The organism is Micromonospora sp. CA-248260, assembly GCF_050942205.1.
Taxonomy (GTDB): Bacteria; Actinomycetota; Actinomycetes; order Mycobacteriales; family Micromonosporaceae; genus Micromonospora; species Micromonospora antibiotica.
Genome location: NZ_CP192021.1, coordinates 370606 through 392881, shown reverse-complemented (window position 1 = coordinate 392881; position 22276 = coordinate 370606). Strand labels below are relative to the sequence as shown.

The window sequence follows — 22276 nt, the reverse complement described above, 5'->3', positions numbered from 1 at the left end:
TGGTGCTTCGCCGACAGGGCCGCTGGCGTGCCCGTCCGCGAGGCGCCCTTCCTCGAGAGCGCGTGTCGCGACCGACCGCAGGCGACCTGGCTCGTCCCCACACACGACGATGCCGGCCACTCGGGCCGGGCGCCGGGGCGGGTCACCGGCGGGGCCGGGAACCACGGTGGGGCATCTCAGTTGCGGGACAGCGCCGGTTTCGCACCGGCTTCGCTGCGGGTCGATCGGGTGCCACGGTAGCGCACGACCAGCGAAGATCGTCTGGTCGGTGGGGGTGGGTGGGGTCCCGTCGGGGGCTTACGGGACCCCACCCGGAGTCACGTCCGGTGGGTCAGCAGTAGGTGCTCTGCTTGTTGATGACCCGGTAGGGGCAGTCGGCGTACTCCGACAGGAGCAGCACCGCCTCCTTGTTGCGGGAGGTCTGGGCGGGGATCACCTCGTCGGGCGGGTAGAAGCCGCCACCGGCCCCGGACGACCCGGGGTACATCTCGAAGGTGTACGCCCAGATCTTGTGGGTCGCCCACATCCAGTCGAGGCTGTCGCCGTCGGTGATGTAGAGGTCGCTGGACTGCTCGGGGGTGTAGCCGTTGGTGGCCGCCATCCGCTGCCCGAGGGTGGCGAAGGTGTTGTACTGGTCGGCGGTCATCCCACTGGGGGTGTTGGCCGTGGTGTAGCCGAACGGCCAGAGCACCAGCTGCGAGTAGGTGTGCCAGTCGATGTTGGCCTTGATCTGCTGCACCCCGCCGACGACCCGGCTGTTGACGAAGTCCCGCAGCGCCTTGGTCTCCGGCGCGGAGAAGGCGGAGGGCCCCCGGTAGGTGCTCGACGACGGCGCACCGGACGAGCCGCCGCAGCAGCCCCAGTTGTAGCCCCAGTTGCGGTTCAGGTCGGTGCCGACCGCCGCCGCGCCGCTGTTGGGCTGCCGGTTCTTGCGCCAGGACCGGTAGGAGCCGGTGGCGATGTCGTACTCGCTGCCGTCCGGGTTGACCGTGGGGACGATCCAGATCTCCCGGGAGTTGACGATGCTGGTGATCCGCGAGTCGGTGCCGTAGCTGTCGGTGAACAGGTTCAGCAGGTAGATCGCCATCTCGACGGTCAGGTGCTCGCGGGCGTGCTGCTGGGAGTTGAACAGGATCTCCGGTTCGGCCTCGTCGGTGCCGACGTTGTCGGAGATCTTCACCGCCATCAGGTCGCGGCCCTCGTACGACCGACCGATGCTGATCTTGCGGGCGATGGCCGGGTGGTCGGCGACCACCTGGTTGACCACTGTGGTCAGCTCGGCGTAGTCGTGGTAGTTCGAGTCGGCCGGGGGGAAGGCGAGGGCACTGGCCCCCTCGGCGGGAGCCGGCGCGGTCTCCCGCTCCAGCCGGAAACCGAGCCGGGTGATCGCGGCTGCCTCGGACCGGGTCGCCGAGACGTACAGCACGCCGTGTTCAGCGGAGTCGATCGCCGCGCCGGTGCGGGCGACGGCGTTGCGGTCGGCGAGGGTACGCGGGCCGAGCACCCGGTATTCGGCGGCGGCGGGCTCGGGCTCCGGGGCCGGGCGCGCGGAGACCGGCCCGGTGGCGACGGCGGTCAGGCCGAGGCCGGCGACGACGGCGAGCGCCAGGCGACGCCGGAAGGGGGAGGTGCGGAAGGCCATGAACATCCTCCTCGGGGTACGGGAGATCCCGTTGTGTGCCCACTTCACCAGGAGTCACATGGTCATATCAATATCCGTGACTGTCTCCAACCATCCCGACCGGATCGTCACATCGGCAATGACTTTCTCATCTGCAAGCCCTGGCGAAACTTCCTGCCGGGCGGGACAGTGAACGACAACGATTCCCCACCCTGCGGAGTTGCCATGTCCAGCAGAGCCCTGCGCGCGGTCGCCCTGGTCGGCGTCGCCACCCTCACCCTGCTCGCCAGCACCGCACCCGTCCACGCCGCCGGCCCGTCACCCACCGGGACGCCCCCACCCGCCGGGGACCGCCCGCCCCCGGGCGGACACGACGAGCAGATCACCTTCCAGGAGTGGTCCCGGCACCCCGACTGGCGGGCCGGCACCCACCGGGGCACGTACGCCGCACCCGGGCACCGCGCCGGTCTCACCATCGGCCGCCCGGCCGGCACCACAGAGTTCACCGACCCGCACACCGGCACCACCCGCACCTGGGAGTACGCCACCTGGACCTCGCCACCCACCACGATCGGCTTCGACGCCACCGAACTGGTCGCCTCCTGGAACGCCGACACCCCCACCGGCACCTGGCTTCAGGTCGAACTCCAGGGCACCTACACCACCGGCGACCACACCCCGTGGTACGTCATGGCCCGCTGGGCCTCCGGTGACCGCGACATCGCCCGCGCCACCCTGGACGGTCAGGGCGACCCCTGGTCCAGCGTGTGGACCGACACCTTCGCCATCGACGACGCCGCCGCCGGGGTGCTGCTGCGGTCGTACCAACTGCGGCTCACCCTCTACCGCGCACCCGGTCAGGCCGCCGCGCCCCGGGTCCGGATGCTCGGCGCGATGAGTTCGCACGTGCCGGACCGGTTCACCGTCACCCCGAGCCGGGGCCACATCGCCTGGGGCACCGAACTGCCCGTGCCGGCCCGCTCCCAGATGATCCACCGGGGCAGCTACCCCGAGTGGGGCGGCGGCGGTCAGGTCTGGTGCAGCCCGACGTCCACCACGATGGTGCTGGAGCACTACGGCAAGCTGCCGTCGGCGGCCGACCTGTCCTGGATAGACCCCGACCACCCCGACCCGCAGGTCGTCCACGCCGCCCGGATGACCTGGGACAACGAGTACGAAGGCGCGGGCAACTGGCCGTTCAACACCGCGTACGCGGCCAGCTTCCCCGGCATCGAGGCCCGGGTCACCCGGCTGCACTCCCTCGACGAGGCGGAACGGTTCATCCGGGCCGGCATCCCCGTGGTCACCTCGCAGTCCTTCCTCGACACCGAGCTGGACGGGTCGAACTACGGCACCTCCGGGCACCTCTTCGTGATCGTCGGCTTCACCGCCGACGGCGACGTGATCGTCAACGACCCGGCGTCGGCGTCCAACGCCGAGGTCCGCAACGTCTACCGACGCGACCAGTTCGAGCAGATCTGGCTACGCACCAAGCGCTACCGGGCGAACGGCACGGTGGCCGGTGGGTCGGGCGGCATCGCCTACCTGATCAAGCCGATCGACCGCCCATGGCCGGTGGTCCCGGGCTCGACCAACTGGTGACCCGGCTCAAGATCCACTCTCGGGAGCCGAAGTAGCGGTATCGCCAGGCAGCGATACCGCTCTTGAGTCAACCTGGAGTGGATCACGCCCGGTAGGACGCGATGCGTCGCTGGTGCCTGGCGATCAAGAGGTTTGCGTCAGGTTGAAGATCGAAGTTGGCGCAAACCTCTTGATCACCAGGGCGGGGGCCGGAGAGGGCGCGGGGCGTGTCCGCGGGGGGCGGGGCGTGTCCGCGGGGCGGGCGGGGATCAGGGGCGCGGGGCGTCCCCGCCGGGGTGGTCGTCGCCGGCCAGGGCGGAGCGCAGCCGCTCCTTCTCCGCGCGTCGCCGCTCGGCGGCGGCGGCCACCTCCTCGGCCATCTGGTCCCGCCAGCCCCGGAGCAGGAAGAACGACGCGGCGGCGGAAAAGATCAACGCCACCATCAGCTTCAGGAAGAGGTTCATCCCGACCGGCCACAACGCCGCCACGACCACCAGGAACAGCCCGATCCGGGCCAGCGTGTACTTCACCGCCGCGCTCACCGGACCATCCTCATCCGCGACCGCAGGGCTCGCACACCCCGCTCGCTGCTCGCGCCCACGTTGCCCACTCCTTGATTCTGCGTCGGAACGCCCGGCTGCTGCGTCGGGAGGCCCGCAGCCGGGTGGTTCAGCCCGTCCGTCGGGCCAGCCAGTGCACGCCCTGGAACCAGAGCACCGCGTACCCGACGGTGAACGCGAGCGCGGCCAACCCACCGGTGAACAGCGGCGCGAGCCCGGCGGCCAGGCCCGCCACCAGCAGCCCGGCGACCACCGCGACCACCGCGGCGAACAGGGCCGCCACCACCCGGGCCGCGCCGAAGTCCCAGGCCCGGAATTCGTCCCAGAACAGCCAGACCGGCAGGATCACCGCGAGCCAGCCGTTGGTACGGCCGAAGTCGCCCGCGCCGGCCACGGCGAACGCCCAGTCGAAGAGCACCAGCGCCAGCACGCCGATCACCCAACCGGCCAGGCTCACCCCGAGCAGGTCACCCAGGGTGAGGATGCGTCCCTCGGTGTCGCGGCGGGGAAACCCGCTGCGCTGCTGCGCGGTCGGCTGCTGTCCGGTCATGGTGTGACGAGCATACGGCCGGGTCAGGCCCAGACCTGCTGCGGCTCGGCACGCCGGGACGCCAACGCGGGTGCCCGGTCGTACTCGCGGACCACGTTGTAGCGGGTGTCCCGCTCGACCGGCTGGAAGCCGGCGTCCCAGATCAGGTGCAGCAGGTCGTCGCGGTGCATGGTGTTCGGGGTGCCGTACGAGTCGGCGTCGTGGGTGATCTTGTATTCGACGACCGAGCCGTCCAGGTCGTCCACGCCGAAGTTGAGCGAGAGCTGGGCCACCGACAGGCCGTGCATCACCCAGAAGTTCTTCACGTGCGGGACGTTGTCGAACAACAACCGGGACACCGCGAACGTCTTGAGCGACTCGGCCGGCGAGGCCATCGTGGTGCGCGCCTGGATCCGGTTACGGATCTTGCCGTCCGCCGAGTCGACGAAGTCGTGCTGGTAGCGCAGCGGGATGAAGACCGCGAACCCGCCGGTCTCGTCCTGCAACTCACGCAACCGCAGCACGTGGTCGACCCGGTGCCGGGGCTCCTCGATGTGGCCGTAGAGCATCGTCGCCGGGGTCTTCATGCCCTTGGCGTGGGCCAACGCGTGGATCCGGGACCAGTCCTCCCAGTGGCAGGCGTGGTCGACGATGTGCTGGCGGACCTCCCAGTCGAAGATCTCCGCGCCGCCGCCGGTCAACGACTCCAGGCCGGCGTCCATCAGCTCGTCGAGGATCTCGTCGGCCGACAGGCCACTGATCTTCTCGAACCACTGCACCTCGGTCGCGGTGAAACACTTGAGCTTGACGTTGGGCAGCGCCGCCTTCAGCTCCCGCAGCACCTTCGGGTAGTAGCGCCAGGGCAACGTGGGGTGCAGGCCGTTGACGATGTGCAACTCGGTGAGCTGCTCGTCCTCCATCTCCTTGGCCTTGCGGACCGCCTCCTCGATACGCATCGTGTACGCGTCCTTCTCGCCCGGCTTGCGCTGGAACGAGCAGTACGCACACGAGGCGGAACAGACGTTCGTCAGGTTGAGGTGCCGGTTGACGTTGAACATCACCCGTTCGCCGTTCAACTCCGTACGCCGGTGGTGGGCCAGCCGGCCCAACCAGGTCAGGTCGTCGCTCTCATAGAGGGCGATCCCGTCCGAGCGGGTCAGTCGCTCCCCCGCGTACACCTTCGCTTCGAGCTCACGCTTGAGTCCGGCGTCCATCGAAAAGCCACGTCCCTTCCACCTGCGGTCGGATCGAGCCTACGTCGGACGAGCGACAGGTCGGCAGGACGGGCACCGCCAGCGACCTACCTCACCCGTACTCCCAGGGTTCTCCAAGCTGCTCACGCATCGACATCGTTGTCCCGGTGCGGTAAGACAGGATGGGACGCGGCGCACACCGGCGGCGTCCCGGGTCGTCGCGCCCCACCTAAGGCGGCGGCACCATCACGCGGCACAGGGAGCGGAATGGTCGACAGCGGGCACGGGCGACGACAGCGACGACGCAGGGTCCCGGTGATCTCCCCGGTGCTGCGGCCGGCGCTCTGGTCGGCGCTGCTCGGCGCGGTCGCCGCGATGGTCCTGGCCACCCCGGCCTATGCCGAGCCGCCGCTGCCCAACACCGTCCCGGACACCGGTTCCCGGCCGGTGGTCACCGGCGGGTTGCAGCTGCCCGGCGCGGCGACGCCCGGCTACCCGCTCCCGGGCCAGCCCAGCTACCCGACCCTGCCGGTCGGCGGGCTACCGACCAGCCCGCTGCTGTCCCAGATCGACACCCTGACCGCGCAGAACGGTCAGCTCGCCGACCAACTCCTGCAGTTGCAGAAGCAACGCGACGACGCACGGGTCCAGCTCACCGGCGTCCAGGGTGAGCTGACCCGGGCCCGGGGCGCGCTGACCGTGGCGGAGCAGCAGGCCAACGCCGTCGCCGCGAACGCCTTCAAGGCCGCCGCCGCCCTGCCGCCCGGTGAACTGGCCCGCGACCTGCACGGGCTGAGCGTCCTGCAGCGGGTCTCCCGGGGGCAGCAGGCCGACGACGAGACCACCGCGGCGGCCGGCGAACTGTCCCGGGCCCGGACGGCCGAGCAGGTCGCCGCCCAGGCGGTCACCGCCGCCACCGACCGGGTCCGGCGGGCGGAGGAACAGTTCGCCGCGGTGCAGAAGGCGCTGCGCGACAACGACGCCAAGATCGCCAAGCTGCGCGCGGACAACCAGGCCCAGCTCATCGCGCTGGAAAAGCAGCAGGAGGCCGCCGAGCAGAAGCTGGGTGCGGCGTACGTCGAGGGGCAGAGCAGCACCGGGCTGAACGCCAGCCCGCAGGCGCTCGCCGCCGTGCGGTACGCGCTCGCGCAGCTCGGCGACCCCTACCTGTGGGCGGCCGAAGGCCCGGACCGCTTCGACTGCTCGGGGCTGATGTGGGCCGCCTACCGGTCCGCCGGCTATTACGACCTGCCCCGGGTCGCCCGCGACCAGTACTACGCCACGCGGAGCCGGACGGTCTCCCAGGCGGCCCTACTCCCCGGCGACCTGCTCTTCTTCGCCTCGGGCAGCAGCTGGACGACCATCCACCACGTCGCCATGTACATCGGCGGGGGGCGGATGGTGCAGGCGCCACGCAGCGGGGACGTGGTCAAGATCTCCCAGGTCCGGTGGTCCGGTCTCTACGCCGCCACCCGGGTCGTCGGCGCGGTGAACACCCCCGGTTCCCCGATCACCCAGGTCCCGACGCCGTCCCCGACGCCGAAGCCCACCACCGCGTCGCCGAAGCCCACCACGCCCTCCCCGAAGCCCACCACCGCGTCGCCGAAGCCGCCCACGCCCCGGCCGACGTCGACCACCGCACCGACGAAGCCACCGACGCCGAAGCCCACGCCCACGCCGAGCAAGAGCCCCGACCCGACACCGAGCGTCTCCGGCACCGGCACCGGCACACCGGACAGCAGCACCAACCCGACCACGGGCGGCAGCACCGGCGCCCCGGAGAGCAGCCGGTCGGCGTCCACCTCCGCCTCGGCGAGCACCGGGAGCTGACCGACCGCCACCGTTGCGACCACCCTCGGCACTCCGACTGTGCCGACGGGGCGAGATGTGGCACGGTGACACGAGGCACATCCGGTCGCCGTTCACAGGGCACGGGTGCGAGGGTGCGCGGAGGGCGATCATGGCTGAGCAAGAGGTTCCGGTGCGACACGTCGACCAGGGATCCGTGCCCGACCCGGCCACCGGCAGCCCGGACCGACCCGTCGTGTCCGCCGACGCCCCCGACCGGTCCGGTGCCGCGACCTCCGACCCCCCGGGCCGACCCACCGAGGCCCCCGGCCGGCCCACCGGAACCGCCGACACCCCGGCCCGGCCAGGTCCGGCCGCCGACGGGTCGGCCCGGCCTGGCCCGACCGCCGACGGGTCGGCCCGCGCCACGGCCAGCGTGCACACCATGACCGTGCCGCCCGAGGGCGACGAACTGCCCTCCGGGGTGGCCACCGCGACCACCTACCGGGCGGGCAGCCCCACCGCCGCCGGCCCGTCCACCGTCCCCGCCTCGCGAACACCCGAACCGGGTGACCCGGCTCCCGGCGGTTCGGGCCCGGTCCGCCCGGCCACCCCGGGCGGTGTTCCCGAACAACGCGGCGGATCGGACGGCGGGACGGCCCGGGCCAGCGTTTCGGTCCCCGGGCTGAGTCGCATCTCCGCCGCCGAGGCCGAAGGCGCGGCAGCGGGCGCGGGGACCCGGCCCGGTGACGCGGCCCCCGGGGTGTACCGGTCGGCACCGGTCAGCCCGGAGCCGCCCGAGCCGGCGCAGCCCCCGACCCCGGCCCAGCCACCCACCCCGCCGACCCCGGGGCAGCCCTCCACCCCACCGGCCCCGGTCCAGCCGCCCACCCCGGACCCGGAGCCCGCCCCCGAGCCGTCGCCGGCCCCGCGGCCGTCGCCCGTTCCCGAGCCGGCCCCGAGTCCCACGCCGTTCACCCCCGAGCCGCCCGCGCCCGGCCCGTTCCCCGCGCCGGTCCCGCCGCTGCCCGGCCCTCCGCCGGGTCCCACCCCGGTCCCGCCCGGTCCGGTCCCACCCGTGCCGGGGCCGCCGGTGCCGCCCCCGGGTCCGGTGGTGCCGCCGTCGCCGGCACCGCCCGGCCCGATGCCGGCGCCCCCGTTCCCGCCGCCACCGGCCATGCCCGGCCGCGCGACCCCGACCGTCCGGGCCAGCGCCTCCGCGGTCGTCCGCACCGCCGCCGGCACCGCCAACCCGCCCCCCACCGGCACCGTCGGCCCGCCCCCCGCCGGCACCGCCAATCCGCCCCCGCCGGCACCACCAGCCCGCCCGCCGCGACACCGTCAGCCCCGGCACCCGTCGCCTTCACCGCGCCCACCTCGGCGCCGCCGTCCGTGTCCGCGCCCCCGCTCCCGCCGGCCGCTGCCGTCACCCCACCCGCATCCCCGCCCCCACCCACCTTCACCCCACCGGCGTCCGCGCCCCCGGCACCGGTGGCGAGCACCGGGTCGGGTGCCGTCGGCGCGACCACCCCGACGTTCCGGGCCCCGGTCGTGCCCGACCCGTCCGCTGACGGGGCGACGTCGGCGCTGCCGGTGGTGCCGGCACCCGCACCGCCCGAACCACCCCGCTTCGCCCCCGCCCCGGTCGGGACGACCGACGGCGTGGCCCGCCCCGCCACCGGCACCTCGTACCGGGGCGGTCCGGACCTGGCGAGCATCGGCTACGGCGGCACCGACGGCCCGGGGCACTCCACGATCGCGTTCCCGGCAGCCAACCCGGTAGAGAACTCCGGCTCGCTGACCGGGCACATCCTGGCCCAGGGGTGGTCCGACACGCCGGCCCCGCGATCCCGAACCACCCGGGTGGTGATCGTGCTCGCCGCTTCACTCGGGCTGCTGGTCGCGATCAGCGTGCTGGTCGTCCTACTCGCCAACGACGTGATGGACGGGCTGGTCGGCAACATGCTGTCCGAGTGAGGCCGGGCCGACGGGGGCGGCACGCAGGTGCTGGTGGGCGTATCCGTCGGGCGGACGAGGCCCACCGGATCGGGGTGAGTCCGCCCACTACCGGCTCGGGGTTCACTGGCGGCACCGCCGGATCGCCGTACACTGGTCGGGATCACTGACCTGGCGCGCGTGGCGTGCCCCTGGGCGATCTTGCGGGCGATTCGGCGGCGTACCTCATGCTGCGGCGGGCCATCGCGAAGATGCGCCCCGCTCGAAAGGCCTTTCTTGACCACCTCTGTTGACTCCGGCACCATTCCGTCCGCCCACGACCTGCCGACCGGTGACGCCACCGGCAACGAACCCGCTCCGGCCGCCCCCGTCGTGGGCTTCGCCGACCTGGGACTGCCCCGGCAGCTGGTCGACACCCTCGCCCGGCAGGGCATCACCACCCCGTTCGAGATCCAGCGGGCCACCCTGCCCGACGCCCTCGCCGGCCGCGACGTGCTCGGTCGGGGCCAGACCGGCTCCGGCAAGACCCTCGCCTTCGGCCTGCCGATCATCGCCCGGCTGGCCGAACGCAACCGGGCCCGGCCGCTGCACCCGCGCGCCCTGGTCCTGGTCCCCACCCGCGAGCTGGCGATGCAGGTCAACGACGCGCTGCTGCCGCTCGGCAAGGCCGTCGGGATCTTCCTCAAGACCGCCGTCGGCGGCGTCCCGTACGACCGGCAGGTCGACGCGCTGCGCCGGGGTGTCGAGATCGTGGTGGCCACCCCCGGCCGGCTCGGCGACCTGATCAACCGGGGCGTCTGCGTCCTGGACGACGTCGAGGTGACCGTGCTGGACGAGGCCGACCAGATGGCCGACATGGGCTTCCTCCCCGAGGTCACCGAGTTGCTCGCCAAGACCCCGGCGAACGCCCAGCGGCTGCTCTTCTCGGCCACCCTGGACGGTGACGTCGACACCCTGGTCAGGCGGTTCATGACCGACCCGGTGACGCACTCCACCGCCCCGTCGACCGCGTCGGTGTCCACCATGGACCACCACCTGCTGTTGATCCCGCCGCACGACAAGTTCGCCGTGGCGGCGTCGATCGCGGCCCGCCCCGGCCGGACCATGCTCTTCGCCCGTACCCAGCTCGGGGTCGACCGGCTGGTGGAGCAGCTCGGCGCGGTCGGCGTACGGGCCGGTGGGTTGCACGGCGGCAAGACCCAGCGGATGCGTACCAAGACCCTCGCCGAGTTCAAGGAGGGGCGGATGGACGTGCTGGTCGCCACCGACGTGGCGGCCCGGGGCATCCACGTCGACGGGGTCTCCCTGGTGCTGCACATCGACCCGCCGAAGGACCCGAAGGACTACCTGCACCGGGCGGGTCGTACCGCTCGGGCCGGCGAGTCGGGCGCGGTGGCCACGCTGGTGCTGCCCAAGCAGCGGCGGACCACGCTGGCGATGATGGAGAAGGCCGGCGTGTCCCCGGCGGAGACCCGGGTCCGGGTCGGTGACGCGGTGCTGACCGAGCTGACCGGGGCCCGTGAGCCGAGCGGCGTCCCCGTCGTGGTCCGCGAGGAGCCCGAGCCCCGCCGGCACGGTGACCGCCCGCGCCGCTTCGGCGACCGGGACTCCCGCAGCTACGGCGGCAACCGTGACAGCCGGGGCTACTCCGGCAGTCGCGACAGCCGGGGTCACGGCGGCGACCAGGGCTACGGCGCCCGGCCGGCCGGCGAGCGGAGCTACGGCGACCGGCCCACCGGCGACCGGGGTTACAGCGCCCGACCCAGCGGCGAGCGCGGCTACGGCGGCGACCGGGGTTACGGCACCCGACCCACCGGCGACCGGAGCTACAGCGCCCGACCCACCGGCGAGCGCGGCTACGGCGGCGACCGGCCCACCGGCGACCGGAGCTACAGCGCCCGACCCACCGGCGAGCGCGGCTACGGCGACCGGCCCAGCGGCGACCGGAGTTACGGGGATCGCGCACCGGCCGACCGGGGTTACGGCGACCGCAGCGACAGGCGTTTCGGTGACCGGGGCGAGCAGCGTTTCGGTGACCGGGACACCCGGGGCGAGCAGCGTTCCGGGGAACGCCGGTTCGGTGCCGGTGAGCCGCGTGCCACCGACCGTCGGGGCGGGTTCCGCACCGAGGGCCGGGTCCGCGACGACCGGCCGCGTGACGACCGGCAGGGCTTCGGCGGTCGGCCCCCGGCGCGTACCCACTGATCCGTGCTGTCCGACGCCGCCCCGGAGCCCGCGCTCCGGGGCGGCGTTCGCGCATGCGCTGCCGGCTGCGTCCGGCTGGCGTAACGTCCGGACCATGGCACGATCACTGTTCTGGAGCCGGACGGACACTGCCGGGGCCGAGTACGCCGTCCTCGACGACGGCCCCCGGTTCGCCGCGCACGGCACCCAACTGGCCGTCGACCCGGTCCCCCACACCTGCCGCTACCGGCTGGTGACCGGCGCGGACGGGGGCACAGACTCGCTCGCCGTGGAGGCCGAGGGGGCCGGTTGGTCGCGGACCGTACGCCTGGAACGCGGGACGGACGGCTGGCGGGTGACGACCGGCGAGCAGGGCGACCTGGACGCGGTGCTGCGGGCGGCCGGGCAGCCACCGGCCGGCCTACCCGGCATCGAGGACACCGACCGGCTGCACGACGCCGTCGACGTCGACCTGGCCGGCTCGGCGCTGTTCAACAGCCTGCCGATCCGCAGACTGGGGTTGGCCGGGGCGACGTCCAGCACCGAACACCGGATCACCGTGGCCTGGGTGCTGACGCCGAGCCTGGAGGTGGTGGCCGGCGAGCAGGTCTACACCGCGCTCGGGCCGGGTCGGGTGGGTTTCACCAGCGACACCTTCCGCACCGAGTTGGAGGTGGACGGCGAGGGGCTGGTCCGGCACTACCCCGGCCTCGCCGACCGGGCGGACCTGGGCTGATCCGCGCCCTCGCCGGGGATCCGGCGGACGGCTGGGGTGGGCTCGGCCTGTCCGAGGAGCAGCATGGTCGGCAGCCGACCGCACGGCGGCTGGAGCCCGCCGGGTTACGGCCGCTACCCGGCGGCGCGGCACGTCCACGGTGTCGACCGCGGTGGCACTGCCGGCCAGCCACCGCGACGCCGTCAGGTCGGCCAGTCGCCGGTGGTGAGGAACCGGTCGATGGTGGCCAGGTGCGGGGTCAGGTCGAGGCCCTGTGCGGCCACCCACCCGTCGTCGTAGTAGGTGTCGGTGTACCGCTCCCCGGCGTCGCAGATCAGGGTGACCACCGAGCCCGTCCGACCCTGCGCGAGCAGCTCGGCGATCAACCCGAACGCGCCCCACAGGTTGGTGCCGGTCGAGCCGCCGACCCGCCGGCCGAGCACCGCCGAGCCGGCCCGCATGGCGGCCAGTGAGGCGGCGTCCGGCACCTGGGTCATCCGGTCCACCACCGAGGGGAGGAAGGACGCCTCGACGGTGGGTCGACCGATCCCTTCGATCCGGGAACCCCGCCCGGTGCGTACCGACCAGTCGGCGGCCTGCCACGCCGGGTAGAACGCCGAGTTCTCCGGGTCGACCACGCAGAGCTTGGTGGGCAGCCGCTGGAAGCGGGCGTACCGGCCGATGGTGGCACTGGTGCCGCCGGTGCCCGCACCGACCACGATCCAGGCGGGCACCGGGTGCCGTTCCAGGGAGAGCTGGGCATAGATCGACTCGGCGATGTTGTTGTTGCCCCGCCAGTCGGTGGCCCGTTCGGCGTAGGTGAACTGGTCCATGAAGTGCCCGCCGCTGTCCTCGGCGAGCCAGCGCGCCTCGACCACCACCTTGGCCGGGTCGTCGACCAGGTGGCAACGCCCGCCGTGGAATTCGATCTGGGCGATCTTCTCGGGTGAGGTGGAGGCGGGCATCACGGCGACGAACGGTAGCCCGAGCATCCGGGCGAAGTACGCCTCGGAGACCGCCGTCGAGCCGGAGGACGCCTCGATCACCGTGGTCGCCGGCCCGATCCAGCCGTTGCAGAGCCCGTAGAGGAACAGCGATCGGGCCAACCGGTGCTTGAGCGAGCCGGTGGGGTGCACCGACTCGTCCTTGAGATAGAGGTCGATCCCCCACTGCCGGGGCAGCGGGAACGGCAGCAGGTGGGTGTCGGCCGACCGGTTGGCGTCGGCCTCCACCGCGGCGATCGCCTCGGTCACCCAGACCCGGCTGGCCTCGTCGCACCGCTCCAGATGAGTCACGACGGCAACGGTACAAGCGAGGTCGGCTCGCGTTCGGGTCGACCCGGCATCCGCCGCCGACGGCGGGGACGGCCACGCTGCGCGTACGGCCGACGGGAGGGGGACCGGTGGGTGGCGTGCCGGCCGGTCAGGAGGCCGGCGGGTCGATCGGCTGGGGCCGGTTCTCCCACTTGGTCGACAGCGCGATGCCCGTGCGGGTGGAGGCCACCCCGGGGGTACGGCTCAGCCGCACGATCAGCTGCTCCAGCTCGGCGATGGTGCCTACCCGAGCCTTGAGCAGGAAAGACTCGACGCCGGCCATGAAATAGCAGGATTCGATCTCGGGCATCTGCCGGAACGTCTCCAGCACGTCGTCGGTGTCCCCGCCGGAGTCCTCGACGATGCCGATCAACGCGGTCACCCCGAGGCCGATGGCTTCCGGCTCGACCTCGGCCCGGTAGGCCCGGATGACGCCGCTGGACTCCAGCTTGCCGACCCGTTCGTGCACGGCCGGCGCGGAGAGGCCGACCTGCCGGGCCAGCTCGGCGTACGACAGGCGGGCGTTACCGCGCAGTAGTTCGACGAGGCTCCGGTCGATCGCGTCCACGGAGGGTGAGCCTATCCGTTGGGGCGTAACGTCCGGCGACCGGCATCCGTTGGATCTGACAGCAGGTGACAGTTCGCAGACCGACGGTCAAGGGAGTCCCGCGCCGGTACCATTTACTAACTTCCCACTCCGTGCGTTTTTCGCGTTTGGCGGACAGGCCAGTTCGCTGGTGCTGTAATTGCCATACGTCCCTCATGACGGCTCTGGGCTCGCACCGGCCGGGGGCAGTGTGTTCAGCCGAGGGCTTCGTCGACGCGAGGAGGGGGCTGTGGACACTGGAGATCGCCTGCTGACACCGGGTGAGGTCGCCGCACTGTTTCGGGTGGACCCGAAGACTGTGACGCGGTGGGCGGCGGCCGGCCGGATAGGCAGCATCCGGACTCCAGGCGGGCATCGCCGGTTTCGGGAATCCGAGGTGCGGGCCCTGCTGGAAGGGGAGGGCATGTTGGACGAGGCGGATGACATGGGCAAACCACGCAATGTGGGCCCAGCCGCCTCGACCGGGCCGGGTCCGGCCAATGCCGGGATGTACTGAATGGTGCGAGACGGACGCGCGGGCCGGCCGAAAGGTCCGGCCCGCCGCCGCTTGACCGGGTAGCGGCCGGCCGGGACCGATCGTTGCGCCCCGACACCCGTCCCGGTCGACGACGGCGACCGGCCACACGGCTCGGTAGACGGCAGCAGCCAGGCACATCTCCCGGCGGCCGGGCACAGTTCCGGTCGCCCGGAACCGGCCGGGCACACGTTCCGGCGGCCGGGCACACGTTCCGGTCGACGGCGGCGGTCGTGGTGGTCAGCGCCCGGCGGCCAACTGGCCCGCCCAGCGCCGGAACAGGGTGTGCGGCACCCCCAGGGCGTCCAGCACCTTGCCGGCGACGAAGTCGACCAACTGCTGAGCGGTGGCCGACGCCCCCGCGCCGTAGAAGCCGGGGCTGGCCGGCAGCACCACCGCACCGGCGTCGTGCAGCGCGATCAGGTGTTCCAGGTGGCTGCGGGTCACCGGGGTCTCCCGGGGCACCAGCACCACCGGCCGCCGCTCCTTGAGGTTGACCTCGGCGGCGCGTTGCAGCAGATCCTTCGACAGGCCGATGGCGATGCCGGCGCAGGCCGCCGTGCTGGCCGGCACCACCGCCATCCCGCGTACCCGGTAGGAGCCGCTGCTCGGGCCGGCCGCGATGTCGCCGGCCGGCCAGTGTCGTACGTCGTCGCCCGTCAGGTCGCGGCCCAGCCAACCGGCGAGGTCCTCGGCCCAGTGGCCGTCCCGGAACGGCCGGCCGGTCTCGTCGAGAACGGTCAACCGGGCGGCCCGGGACACGATCAGATCCACCGGCTGCCCGGCGTCGAGCAACCCCCGGACGACGGCCGCCGCGTACGGGGTGCCGGACGCCCCCGAAACCCCCACCACCCATGGTTCGCGCATACGCCCAGCCTGCCTGGTGTACGCCGGCAGCCGCCGCCCACCCCCGCAATCGCCCGTCCGCTCCGGCGGTCACACTCTCCGCGCGTCCCGACCCGACGACCGCATCACGGGGCGGGACCGGTTGATCCACTCACCGTCGTCATGCCTGCGGACCAGGCGTTCGTCGACCAGCCCGGACGGCGCGTCAGCGGCGGACCTGCGATGCTGCGATCGGATGATCCACATCGTACGGGGGAGACATCGGTAATGGTCGACGAGATCCTCTGGTCGTTACGGTCGGCGTGCCCGATCCCTCCCCGGCTCTCCCCGTACGCCGAGGGGGTGCAGGACTGGTTGTTGGACCGCTTGCCCCGACTGGGCCTGCCGTTGGGCACCGAGGCGTTGCACCGGCTCGACCGGGCGGGCTTCGCCCGGTACGCCGGCCGCCTCTATCCGGACGCGAGCGAACCAGACCTGCGTACCGTGGCCGCCCTGTTCACCTGGTTCTTCCTGGTCGACGACGCCTGCGACGGGCCGGACCGGCTGCCCTCGGAGCAGATCCGGGCCCTGCGGCGAGGGACGCTGACCCTGCTGCACGACGGCCCCCGACGGCGACACCCGAACTTCGGTGGTCCGCTGCGCCGGCTGCTGGTGGAGGCGTGGCGGTCCCCCCGCCGCCGGATGCCGGCGCGCTGGCGGCTGCGGTTCGCCGACGCGGTCGGCGACCACCTGGACGGCAACTGGCGGGAGGCGGTGGCGAAGGAGAACGGGCGGGTGCCCGGGGTGGCCGAGTACATCGCGCTGCGCCGGGCCACCTCGGCGGCGTACGTGTCGTATCCGCTGATCGAGTTCGTCGGGGGCCGGGTGCTGCCCGACGCGGTGTACCACCATCCACTGCTGCGCCGGATCGGCACCCTCGGCAACGACCTGCTCTCTTGGTACAACGACCTCGCCTCGATGGAACGGGACCGGGTCACCTCGGGTGGGCACAACCTGGTGCTGGCGCTGGCCGCCGAGCGGAACGTGCCGGTGGCGGAGGCGGTGGAGCTGGTCGCCGAGCGGTGGCGAGACACGATGGCCCGCTTCCAGGCGCAACGCGCCGCGGTCCCGTCGTTCGGCCCCGCGCTGGACGAATCCGTCACCGCCCACCTCGACGGCATAGCGAACGCCGTCCGCGGCACCATCGACTGGACCCTGGAAAGCGCCCGCTACCCCACCCACCCCTAACCCCCACCCACCCTGCGCCGCCCGGCCCGCCCCGGCCCGCCCTGCCCCGGCCCGCTCCGCCCCGGTGATCAAGAGGTTTGCGTCAACTTGAAGATCAAAGTTGACGCAAACCTCTTGATCACCTGACGCAAACCTCTTGATCACGGGGGGCGAGGGGGCAGGGGGAAGGGCAGGGGGCAGGGGCGAGGGGAGGGGGCGGGGTCAGGCGCGGAGGTTGAGACGGAGTACCAGGTCGAGTAGGGCGAAGGCGAACAGGGCGATGCCGACGAAACCGTTGGCGGTGAAGAAGGCCCGGTTGACCTTGCTGAGGTCGGTGGGGGTGACCACCACGTGCTGGTAGCCGAAGGCGACCGCGGTGAGCGCCAGCCCGATCCACCAGGGCCAGCCGTAGCCGACCAGCGCGCCAAACCAGACGAACAGGGCGAACGTCACCACGTGCGCCACGGTGGAGGCGTGCAGCGCGAAGCGGCGGCCGTAGCGGGCGGGGACGCTGCGTACCCCGATCACCCGGTCGACCTCGTCGTCCTGGCAGGCGTAGATCAGGTCGAAGCCGCCGATCCACAGGCCGACGGCCGCGCCGAGCAGCCAGGCCGGCCACGAGCCGGCGAAGGTGCCGGTGACCGCCAGCCACGCGCCGACCGGGCCGACCGCCTGCGCGATGGCCAGGATGGCGTGCGGCCAGTCGGTGAACCGCTTGCCGTACGGGTAGACGACCAGCGGGATCACGGCGAGCGGGGCGAGCAGCAGGCAGAGCGGGTTGAGCAGGGCGGCGGCGGCGAGGAAGACCACCAGCGCGACGGCCGCGCCGGTCCAGGCCGTCCGCACGCTCACCGCCCCGGTGACCAGTTCCCGCCCGGCGGTACGCGGGTTCCGGGCGTCGATCCGCCGGTCGAGGATCCGGTTGGCGGCCATGGCGAACGTCCGCGCCCCGACCATCGCCACGGTGATCAGCAACAGGTCGAGCCAACGGACCCGACCGCCGTTGACCTGCATCGCGGTCAGCGCCGACAGGTAGGCGAACGGCAGCGCGAAGACGGAGTGCTCGATCGCGACGAGCTTGAGGAAGGACTTGACCCGGCCGGGGCGGGGGGCGGGCGCGACGGCGGTGGCCATCAGATGCCGTACTCCTTCCAGCGCTTGTCGACCAGGGAGGCGACCTCCGGCGACATGGTCATCTCCTCCGGCCAGCCCCGGGTGTAGCCCTCGGTGGGCAGCTTGCGGGTCGCGTCGACGCCCACCTTGCCACCCCAGAACTGCTGGTATGACGAGTGGTCGAGGTGGTCCACCGGGCCCTCGGTGAGCAGCAGGTCGCGGGCGTAGTCGACGTTGCCGAAGGCCCGGAACGCGACCTCGTTGTAGTCGTGCACGTCGCAGTCGGAGTCGACGATCACGATCAGCTTGGTCAGCGACATCAGGTGCGCGCCCCAGATGGCGTTCATCACCTTCTGCGCGTGCTTGGGGTAGCGCTTGCGGATCGACACGATCGCGCAGTTGTGGAACACCCCGGCGGCCGGCAGGTCGTAGTCGACGATGTCCGGGATCATCAGCTTGAGCAGCGGCTGGAAGATCCGCTCGGTGGCCTTGCCGAGGCCGTGGTCCTCCTGCGGCGGCTTGGACGTGACGATCGAGTGGTAGACGGGGTTGCGCTGCATGGTCATCGTCTCGATGTGCAGCACCGGGAACGGCTCGACCGGGGTGTAGAAGCCGGTGTGGTCGCCGAACGGGCCCTCGGGCAGGCGTTCGCCGGGTTCGAGGTAGCCCTCCAGCACGATCTGCGCGTGCGCCGGCACCTGCAACGGCACGGTCAGGCAGTCGACCATCTCGACCCGTTCGCCGCGCAGGAACCCGGCGAACAGGTATTCGTCGATGTCACCGGGGAGCGGCGCGGAGGCGGCGTAGCTGACCACCGGGTCGCAGCCGATGGCGATGGCTACCGGGAGCCGCTGGCCGAGCCGCTCGGCGACCGCGTGGTGGGCGGTGGAGTCCTTGTGGATCTGCCAGTGCATGCCGAGCGTGTTGCGGGAGTGCTGCTGGAGGCGGTAGAGGCCGAGGTTGCGCTTGCCGGTCTCGGGGTGCTTGGTGTGGGTCAGCCCGTAGTTGTGGAAGATCCCGCCGTCACCCGGCCAGACCTGGAGGCCGGGCAGCCGGTTCAGGTCGACGTCGTCACCGGAGTAGACCACCTCCTGGCAGGGGGCGGTCTTGACCTTGCGCGGCGGCACCGACTTGAGCTGCATGACCTTGCCCAGGCCCTCGCGGATGCCGGACCAGCCGACCGGCAGCTCCGGCTTGATCAGCGCGCCGATCCGGTCGCCGATCTCGTCGAGCGATTCGACGCCGAGCGCCATCGCCATCCGCTTCTCGGTGCCGAACAGGTTGATCGCCACCGGCATCTCACCCCGGGTGGGCCGCTCGAACAGCAGCGCCGGCCCGCCGGCCCGGACCGTCCGGGTGACCACCTCGCTGATCTCCAGCGTGGGGTCCACCGGGACGGTCACCCGCCGCAGCTCGCCCGCGCGCTCCAGCGCCGCGAGAAAGTCCTTGAGATCGGTGTACGGGAAGCCACGAGCCGCCATACGGCCAGTCTCCCGCACCGCTGCCGGCACCGCCCACGCCGGGTGGGGCCGGGCGGTGTGCGTCTCCCCACCCGGGCCGGCACGCCTCCCCACCCGGGCAGGCGCGTCTCTCCGGCCGACAGTTGCTCGTTGCACGGGTGACGGTGGGGCGGGTGCCAGCCGGCGACGTCGGGACGGGGGCGGGGGTCGGGATGGGGGCGGGGGTCGGGATGGGCGACGGACGGGTTCCGGCGGGGTTCACCGAGCAGCGGGCGCAGGTCGGTGACGTGGCGATCAACTACGTCCGGGGCGGCCGGGGACCGACCCTGGTGCTGCTGCACGGCTATCCGCAGTGCTGGCGGATGTGGCGGGCGCTGCTGCCGGAACTGGCCGCGACGTACCAGGTGGTCGCGCCCGACCTGCGCGGTTTCGGCGGCAGCGACGCCCCACCCGACGGGTACGACAAGAAGACAGTCGCCGCCGACCTGCACGGGCTGCTGACCGGCCTGGGCCTGGCCGACGACATCCGGCTGGTCGGTCACGACGTGGGCACCATGGTCGCGTACGCCTATGCCGCCGCGCACCCCGACTCGGTGTCCCGGCTGGTGCTGACCGAGGCACCGATCCCGGACGAGAGCATCTACACGTTTCCCGCGTTGACCGAGGCCGGGCCGGCGGTGTGGAACTTCGGCTTCTTCAGCCTCACCAACGGCCTGCCGGAGGAGCTGGTCGCCGGCCGGGAGGCGCGCTGGGTGGACCGCTTCACCGACTCGATCATGGTGAACAAAGGCAGCATCGGTGCGGACGACATCGAGGAGTACGCCCGGCACCTGACCGACCCGGCCCACCTGCGGGCCAGCTTCAACTATTTCCGGGCCTTCGCGCAGGACGTCAAGGACAACGCGGCGTACCGGGAGAATCCGCTGCCGATGCCGGTGCTGGCCGTCGGCGCGGCGGCCAGCCTCGGCGGCCAGGTCGCCGACCAGGTGCGCCGCTACGCCCGGACGGTCGACGGCCGGGTGGTCACCGACAGCGGCCACTGGCTGTTCGAGGAGCGCCCGGCCGAGCTGACCGCCCTGCTGCTCCCCTTCCTGCACGACTGACAGCCCCGGTCCGGCGAGATCGGGTCGGCCCGGGATGTCGGAATGTCGACCCTCGGGGGCATCATCTTCCTCGATGCCCCGCCCCGGCCCGGCGTCGGTGACGCGTGCCGTCCCGGCGTCATGCGGCAAGGCATCTCGCCAAAGGGTTATGCCGCGTCCGCCCGACCTTCGGTGGTTCGGGCGGCGACGACACGGCGCAGCACGTCGAGGGCGTGTTCGGCCTCGTCGTGGCTCACCGGCTCGGAGCGGGTGGTGACGTACCTGGTCAGAGCGTCGCGGATGATGTCGGAGCGACGGACTGCGGTTTGCTCGGCGAGGCGGTCAAGCTGCTTCACCAGCGCCACCGGCAGTCGGGTGCTGACCAGCGCCATCGGTGTCTCGGGAGCGGTGCCGGAGGCTGGCGTCGCCGTCATGGACCTGATGACCGGCGCCAGGCTGTCGGTGTGCTGGAACCATGCCACGACCTCGTCTTTGGTCATCCACTCAAAGTCCGGCTCGGTCATAGGACTCGCCTCCTCCATTCGTCGAGGTCTGCGCCGCGCAGGGCCCGAGCCCCGATGATCTTGTATGTGCTCGTCCCACCGATGCGGTCACACAGTGCGGCGATCACCCGACCGCTGTCGGCCATCCCCATGATGATGAGCAGCAGATCCCCGAGAGCACGCTCATGGCGTAGGCCCGACGGGGCGTACAGCGCCTGGGTCGTCTCGTCCACGCCGACACCGTTGCGGCTGGCGTTGTCCAGACCCTCGTCGGTCCAGACATACTCACGATCCGACACTCCTCAAGCGTAACACGTTGTAATACGCCCGACGTGGAGCTGCGGTCAGGCCGCCGGCTCCCAGGCGTAACCGGTCAAGGGCGGGTCGAGTGGGGCACGGGTGAGTCGGTTGGCGAGGGTCGAGATGGTGTACGTCCCGACCCCGAGCACCACGTCCAGGGCGTGTCGGGGCCGGTAGCCGGCGTCGAGGAAGGCGGTCAGCTCGTCGTCCGGGACGTCACCGGCGTGGTCGAGGACGGCGAGGGTGAACCGGCGCAGCGCCGCCAGCCGGGGCTCGGGCAGGTCGGTGCCGTCGCGCAGCGCGGCGATCAGTTCAGCGGCGGCACCCAGCCGGTGCAGGGTGGCGGTGTGCATCGCCACGCAGAGGTGGCACCGGTTGCGGGTGGCGACCGTCAGCACCACCACCTCCCGCTCGACAGGCGCGAGGTCGGTGGCTTCGAAGGTGGCGGAGGCGGTCAGGAACCCCTTGAGCAGTTCGGGGGATTCGGCCATCAGCCCGACCGCGCCGGGCAGGTGGCCGAGCCTTCGGTGTACGCCGGCCATGGTCGCGCGGGCGGCGTCGGGCGCCGTGTCGAGGGTGTGGGTGGTGAAGCCGGGTCGGGACATGGCGGTACCCCTCACGTACGATAGTCAACGTGGTTGTCGAAACAGTAAACCAGGTTGTCGAACATGTCGATAGGTGACCCCGAGCGGCCCGGCTTTGTGCTGCCCCTGCTGCTGCTCGCCGGCTTCCGCAGCCTGGTCGACGACCTGCACGCCGAGTTGGCCCGGCAGGGGCACCCCGAGCTGCGGCCGGCGCACGGCTTCGTGCTCCAGGCCGTCGGGGTCGACGGCACCACCGCATCCGACCTGGGCCACCGCCTCGGCGTCTCGAAGCAGGCCGCCGGCAAGACCGTCGACCGGCTGGTCGCCCTCGGCTACCTGGAACGCGCCGACGACCCGACCGACGCCCGCCGCAAACTGGTCCGGATGACAGAGAAGGGCGTCGACGGGCTGCGCCGCTCGGCGGTGCTCTTCGACGCACTGCGGGAACGCTGGGTGGCCCGGCTCGGCGCGGAGCGGGTCGCCGCCCTGGAGGACGACCTGCGCGCGGTCACCCCACCGGATTCCTTCCGCCTCGACGTCCCCGGCTGGTTCGGCACCTGACCACTCCAGAGCCAGGCAACGACGATCCGAGCGCGGGACACGGCACGCTTCAACTCCTGC

The 22276-nt window shown here is 72.3% G+C and carries 20 protein-coding genes and 1 pseudogene; 9 read left to right on the top strand and 12 right to left on the bottom strand.

Annotation, left to right across the window (positions count from 1 at the left end):
• Nucleotides 1-334: 334 nt before the first annotated feature.
• A pseudogene (locus ACQP2H_RS01905) lies at nucleotides 335-1642 on the bottom strand (M14 family metallopeptidase); the annotation flags it as partial.
• A 204-nt stretch (nucleotides 1643-1846) separates the two neighbouring features.
• Here ACQP2H_RS01905 and ACQP2H_RS01900 point away from each other — a divergent pair.
• Nucleotides 1847-3223 carry a C39 family peptidase gene (locus tag ACQP2H_RS01900; RefSeq protein ID WP_363818162.1) on the top strand — a complete coding sequence of 459 codons (1377 nt, stop codon included), beginning with the start codon at nucleotides 1847-1849 and terminating at the stop codon, nucleotides 3221-3223.
• 248 nt (nucleotides 3224-3471) lie between these two features.
• Here the strand turns inward: ACQP2H_RS01900 and ACQP2H_RS01895 are convergent, their stop codons facing one another.
• The 3 genes from ACQP2H_RS01895 to mqnE all read right to left on the bottom strand — a co-directional run bounded on the left by ACQP2H_RS01895 (nucleotide 3472) and on the right by mqnE (nucleotide 5505).
• Nucleotides 3472-3744 (bottom strand): DUF4229 domain-containing protein, encoded by a 273-nt coding sequence (locus ACQP2H_RS01895; protein WP_204958639.1) that lies wholly within the window; start codon nucleotides 3742-3744, stop codon nucleotides 3472-3474.
• 127 nt (nucleotides 3745-3871) lie between these two features.
• Entirely contained in the window at nucleotides 3872-4312 is a 441-nt protein-coding gene (locus tag ACQP2H_RS01890; RefSeq protein ID WP_219465820.1) for a hypothetical protein, read from the bottom strand.
• Between the two features lie 23 nt (nucleotides 4313-4335).
• The gene (mqnE, locus tag ACQP2H_RS01885; protein WP_219465818.1) at nucleotides 4336-5505 is read right to left on the bottom strand and encodes an aminofutalosine synthase MqnE; all 1170 of its coding nucleotides are present in this window, start codon (nucleotides 5503-5505) and stop codon (nucleotides 4336-4338) included.
• Between the two features lie 246 nt (nucleotides 5506-5751).
• On the opposite strand from mqnE, the gene ACQP2H_RS01880 reads away from it, so the two are divergent.
• The 4 genes from ACQP2H_RS01880 to ACQP2H_RS01865 all read left to right on the top strand — a co-directional run bounded on the left by ACQP2H_RS01880 (nucleotide 5752) and on the right by ACQP2H_RS01865 (nucleotide 12148).
• Nucleotides 5752-7314: a C40 family peptidase gene (locus ACQP2H_RS01880; RefSeq protein ID WP_363818158.1), complete on the top strand. Its 1563-nt coding sequence runs from the start codon at nucleotides 5752-5754 to the stop codon at nucleotides 7312-7314.
• A gap of 1350 nt (nucleotides 7315-8664) precedes the next feature.
• Nucleotides 8665-9249, top strand: a complete 585-nt coding sequence (locus ACQP2H_RS01875; protein ID WP_433230678.1) for a hypothetical protein — start codon at nucleotides 8665-8667, stop codon at nucleotides 9247-9249.
• A 255-nt stretch (nucleotides 9250-9504) separates the two neighbouring features.
• Nucleotides 9505-11433, top strand: a complete 1929-nt coding sequence (locus tag ACQP2H_RS01870; protein WP_433230675.1) for a DEAD/DEAH box helicase — start codon at nucleotides 9505-9507, stop codon at nucleotides 11431-11433.
• Nucleotides 11434-11527: 94 nt separating this feature from the next.
• Complete coding sequence (locus ACQP2H_RS01865; protein ID WP_219465812.1) at nucleotides 11528-12148, top strand: putative glycolipid-binding domain-containing protein; 621 nt, start codon at nucleotides 11528-11530, stop codon at nucleotides 12146-12148.
• A 182-nt stretch (nucleotides 12149-12330) separates the two neighbouring features.
• Here ACQP2H_RS01865 and ACQP2H_RS01860 read toward each other — a convergent pair whose 3' ends face one another.
• Both ACQP2H_RS01860 and ACQP2H_RS01855 read right to left on the bottom strand, forming a co-directional pair.
• Nucleotides 12331-13422, bottom strand: a complete 1092-nt coding sequence (locus ACQP2H_RS01860) for a PLP-dependent cysteine synthase family protein (protein WP_219465810.1) — start codon at nucleotides 13420-13422, stop codon at nucleotides 12331-12333.
• Nucleotides 13423-13549: 127 nt separating this feature from the next.
• Nucleotides 13550-14008: an Lrp/AsnC family transcriptional regulator gene (locus tag ACQP2H_RS01855; RefSeq protein WP_208565476.1), complete on the bottom strand. Its 459-nt coding sequence runs from the start codon at nucleotides 14006-14008 to the stop codon at nucleotides 13550-13552.
• Nucleotides 14009-14276: 268 nt separating this feature from the next.
• Here ACQP2H_RS01855 and ACQP2H_RS01850 point away from each other — a divergent pair, with 268 nt between their 5' ends.
• The gene (locus ACQP2H_RS01850) at nucleotides 14277-14543 is read left to right on the top strand and encodes a BldC family transcriptional regulator (protein WP_084261470.1); all 267 of its coding nucleotides are present in this window, start codon (nucleotides 14277-14279) and stop codon (nucleotides 14541-14543) included.
• Nucleotides 14544-14801: 258 nt separating this feature from the next.
• On the opposite strand, the gene ACQP2H_RS01845 is transcribed toward ACQP2H_RS01850, so the two are convergent.
• Entirely contained in the window at nucleotides 14802-15428 is a 627-nt protein-coding gene (locus ACQP2H_RS01845) for a UbiX family flavin prenyltransferase (protein ID WP_208565475.1), read from the bottom strand.
• Nucleotides 15429-15674: 246 nt separating this feature from the next.
• Here ACQP2H_RS01845 and ACQP2H_RS01840 point away from each other — a divergent pair, with 246 nt between their 5' ends.
• The gene (locus tag ACQP2H_RS01840) at nucleotides 15675-16634 is read left to right on the top strand and encodes a terpene synthase family protein (RefSeq protein ID WP_357532963.1); all 960 of its coding nucleotides are present in this window, start codon (nucleotides 15675-15677) and stop codon (nucleotides 16632-16634) included.
• A 201-nt stretch (nucleotides 16635-16835) separates the two neighbouring features.
• Here ACQP2H_RS01840 and mqnP read toward each other — a convergent pair whose 3' ends face one another.
• A complete protein-coding gene (gene mqnP, locus ACQP2H_RS01835) occupies nucleotides 16836-17747 on the bottom strand; it encodes a menaquinone biosynthesis prenyltransferase MqnP (RefSeq protein WP_357532961.1) in 912 nt (303 codons plus the stop codon).
• Complete coding sequence (locus ACQP2H_RS01830) at nucleotides 17747-19207, bottom strand: menaquinone biosynthesis decarboxylase (RefSeq protein ID WP_219465808.1); 1461 nt, start codon at nucleotides 19205-19207, stop codon at nucleotides 17747-17749. Before ACQP2H_RS01830 ends, mqnP begins: the two co-directional genes overlap by 1 nt.
• A 209-nt stretch (nucleotides 19208-19416) precedes the next feature.
• Between ACQP2H_RS01830 and ACQP2H_RS01825 the strand changes: the two genes are divergently transcribed.
• Nucleotides 19417-20289 (top strand): alpha/beta fold hydrolase, encoded by an 873-nt coding sequence (locus ACQP2H_RS01825; RefSeq protein ID WP_219465799.1) that lies wholly within the window; start codon nucleotides 19417-19419, stop codon nucleotides 20287-20289.
• Between the two features lie 146 nt (nucleotides 20290-20435).
• Here ACQP2H_RS01825 and ACQP2H_RS01820 read toward each other — a convergent pair whose 3' ends face one another.
• Genes ACQP2H_RS01820 through ACQP2H_RS01810 form a run of 3 tightly spaced genes read right to left on the bottom strand, consistent with a single transcriptional unit; the run spans nucleotide 20436 to nucleotide 21691 of the window.
• Nucleotides 20436-20792: a ribbon-helix-helix protein, CopG family gene (locus ACQP2H_RS01820; RefSeq protein ID WP_363818148.1), complete on the bottom strand. Its 357-nt coding sequence runs from the start codon at nucleotides 20790-20792 to the stop codon at nucleotides 20436-20438.
• Nucleotides 20789-21070 (bottom strand): hypothetical protein, encoded by a 282-nt coding sequence (locus ACQP2H_RS01815; RefSeq protein ID WP_204925727.1) that lies wholly within the window; start codon nucleotides 21068-21070, stop codon nucleotides 20789-20791. The genes ACQP2H_RS01820 and ACQP2H_RS01815 overlap by 4 nt, the downstream gene beginning before the upstream one ends.
• A gap of 45 nt (nucleotides 21071-21115) precedes the next feature.
• Nucleotides 21116-21691, bottom strand: a complete 576-nt coding sequence (locus ACQP2H_RS01810; protein WP_433230665.1) for a carboxymuconolactone decarboxylase family protein — start codon at nucleotides 21689-21691, stop codon at nucleotides 21116-21118.
• 48 nt (nucleotides 21692-21739) lie between these two features.
• Between ACQP2H_RS01810 and ACQP2H_RS01805 the strand changes: the two genes are divergently transcribed.
• On the top strand, nucleotides 21740-22216 hold the full coding sequence (locus tag ACQP2H_RS01805; protein WP_219465793.1) for a MarR family winged helix-turn-helix transcriptional regulator: 477 nt from the start codon (nucleotides 21740-21742) through the stop codon (nucleotides 22214-22216).
• The last annotated feature ends 60 nt before the right edge of the window (nucleotides 22217-22276 follow it).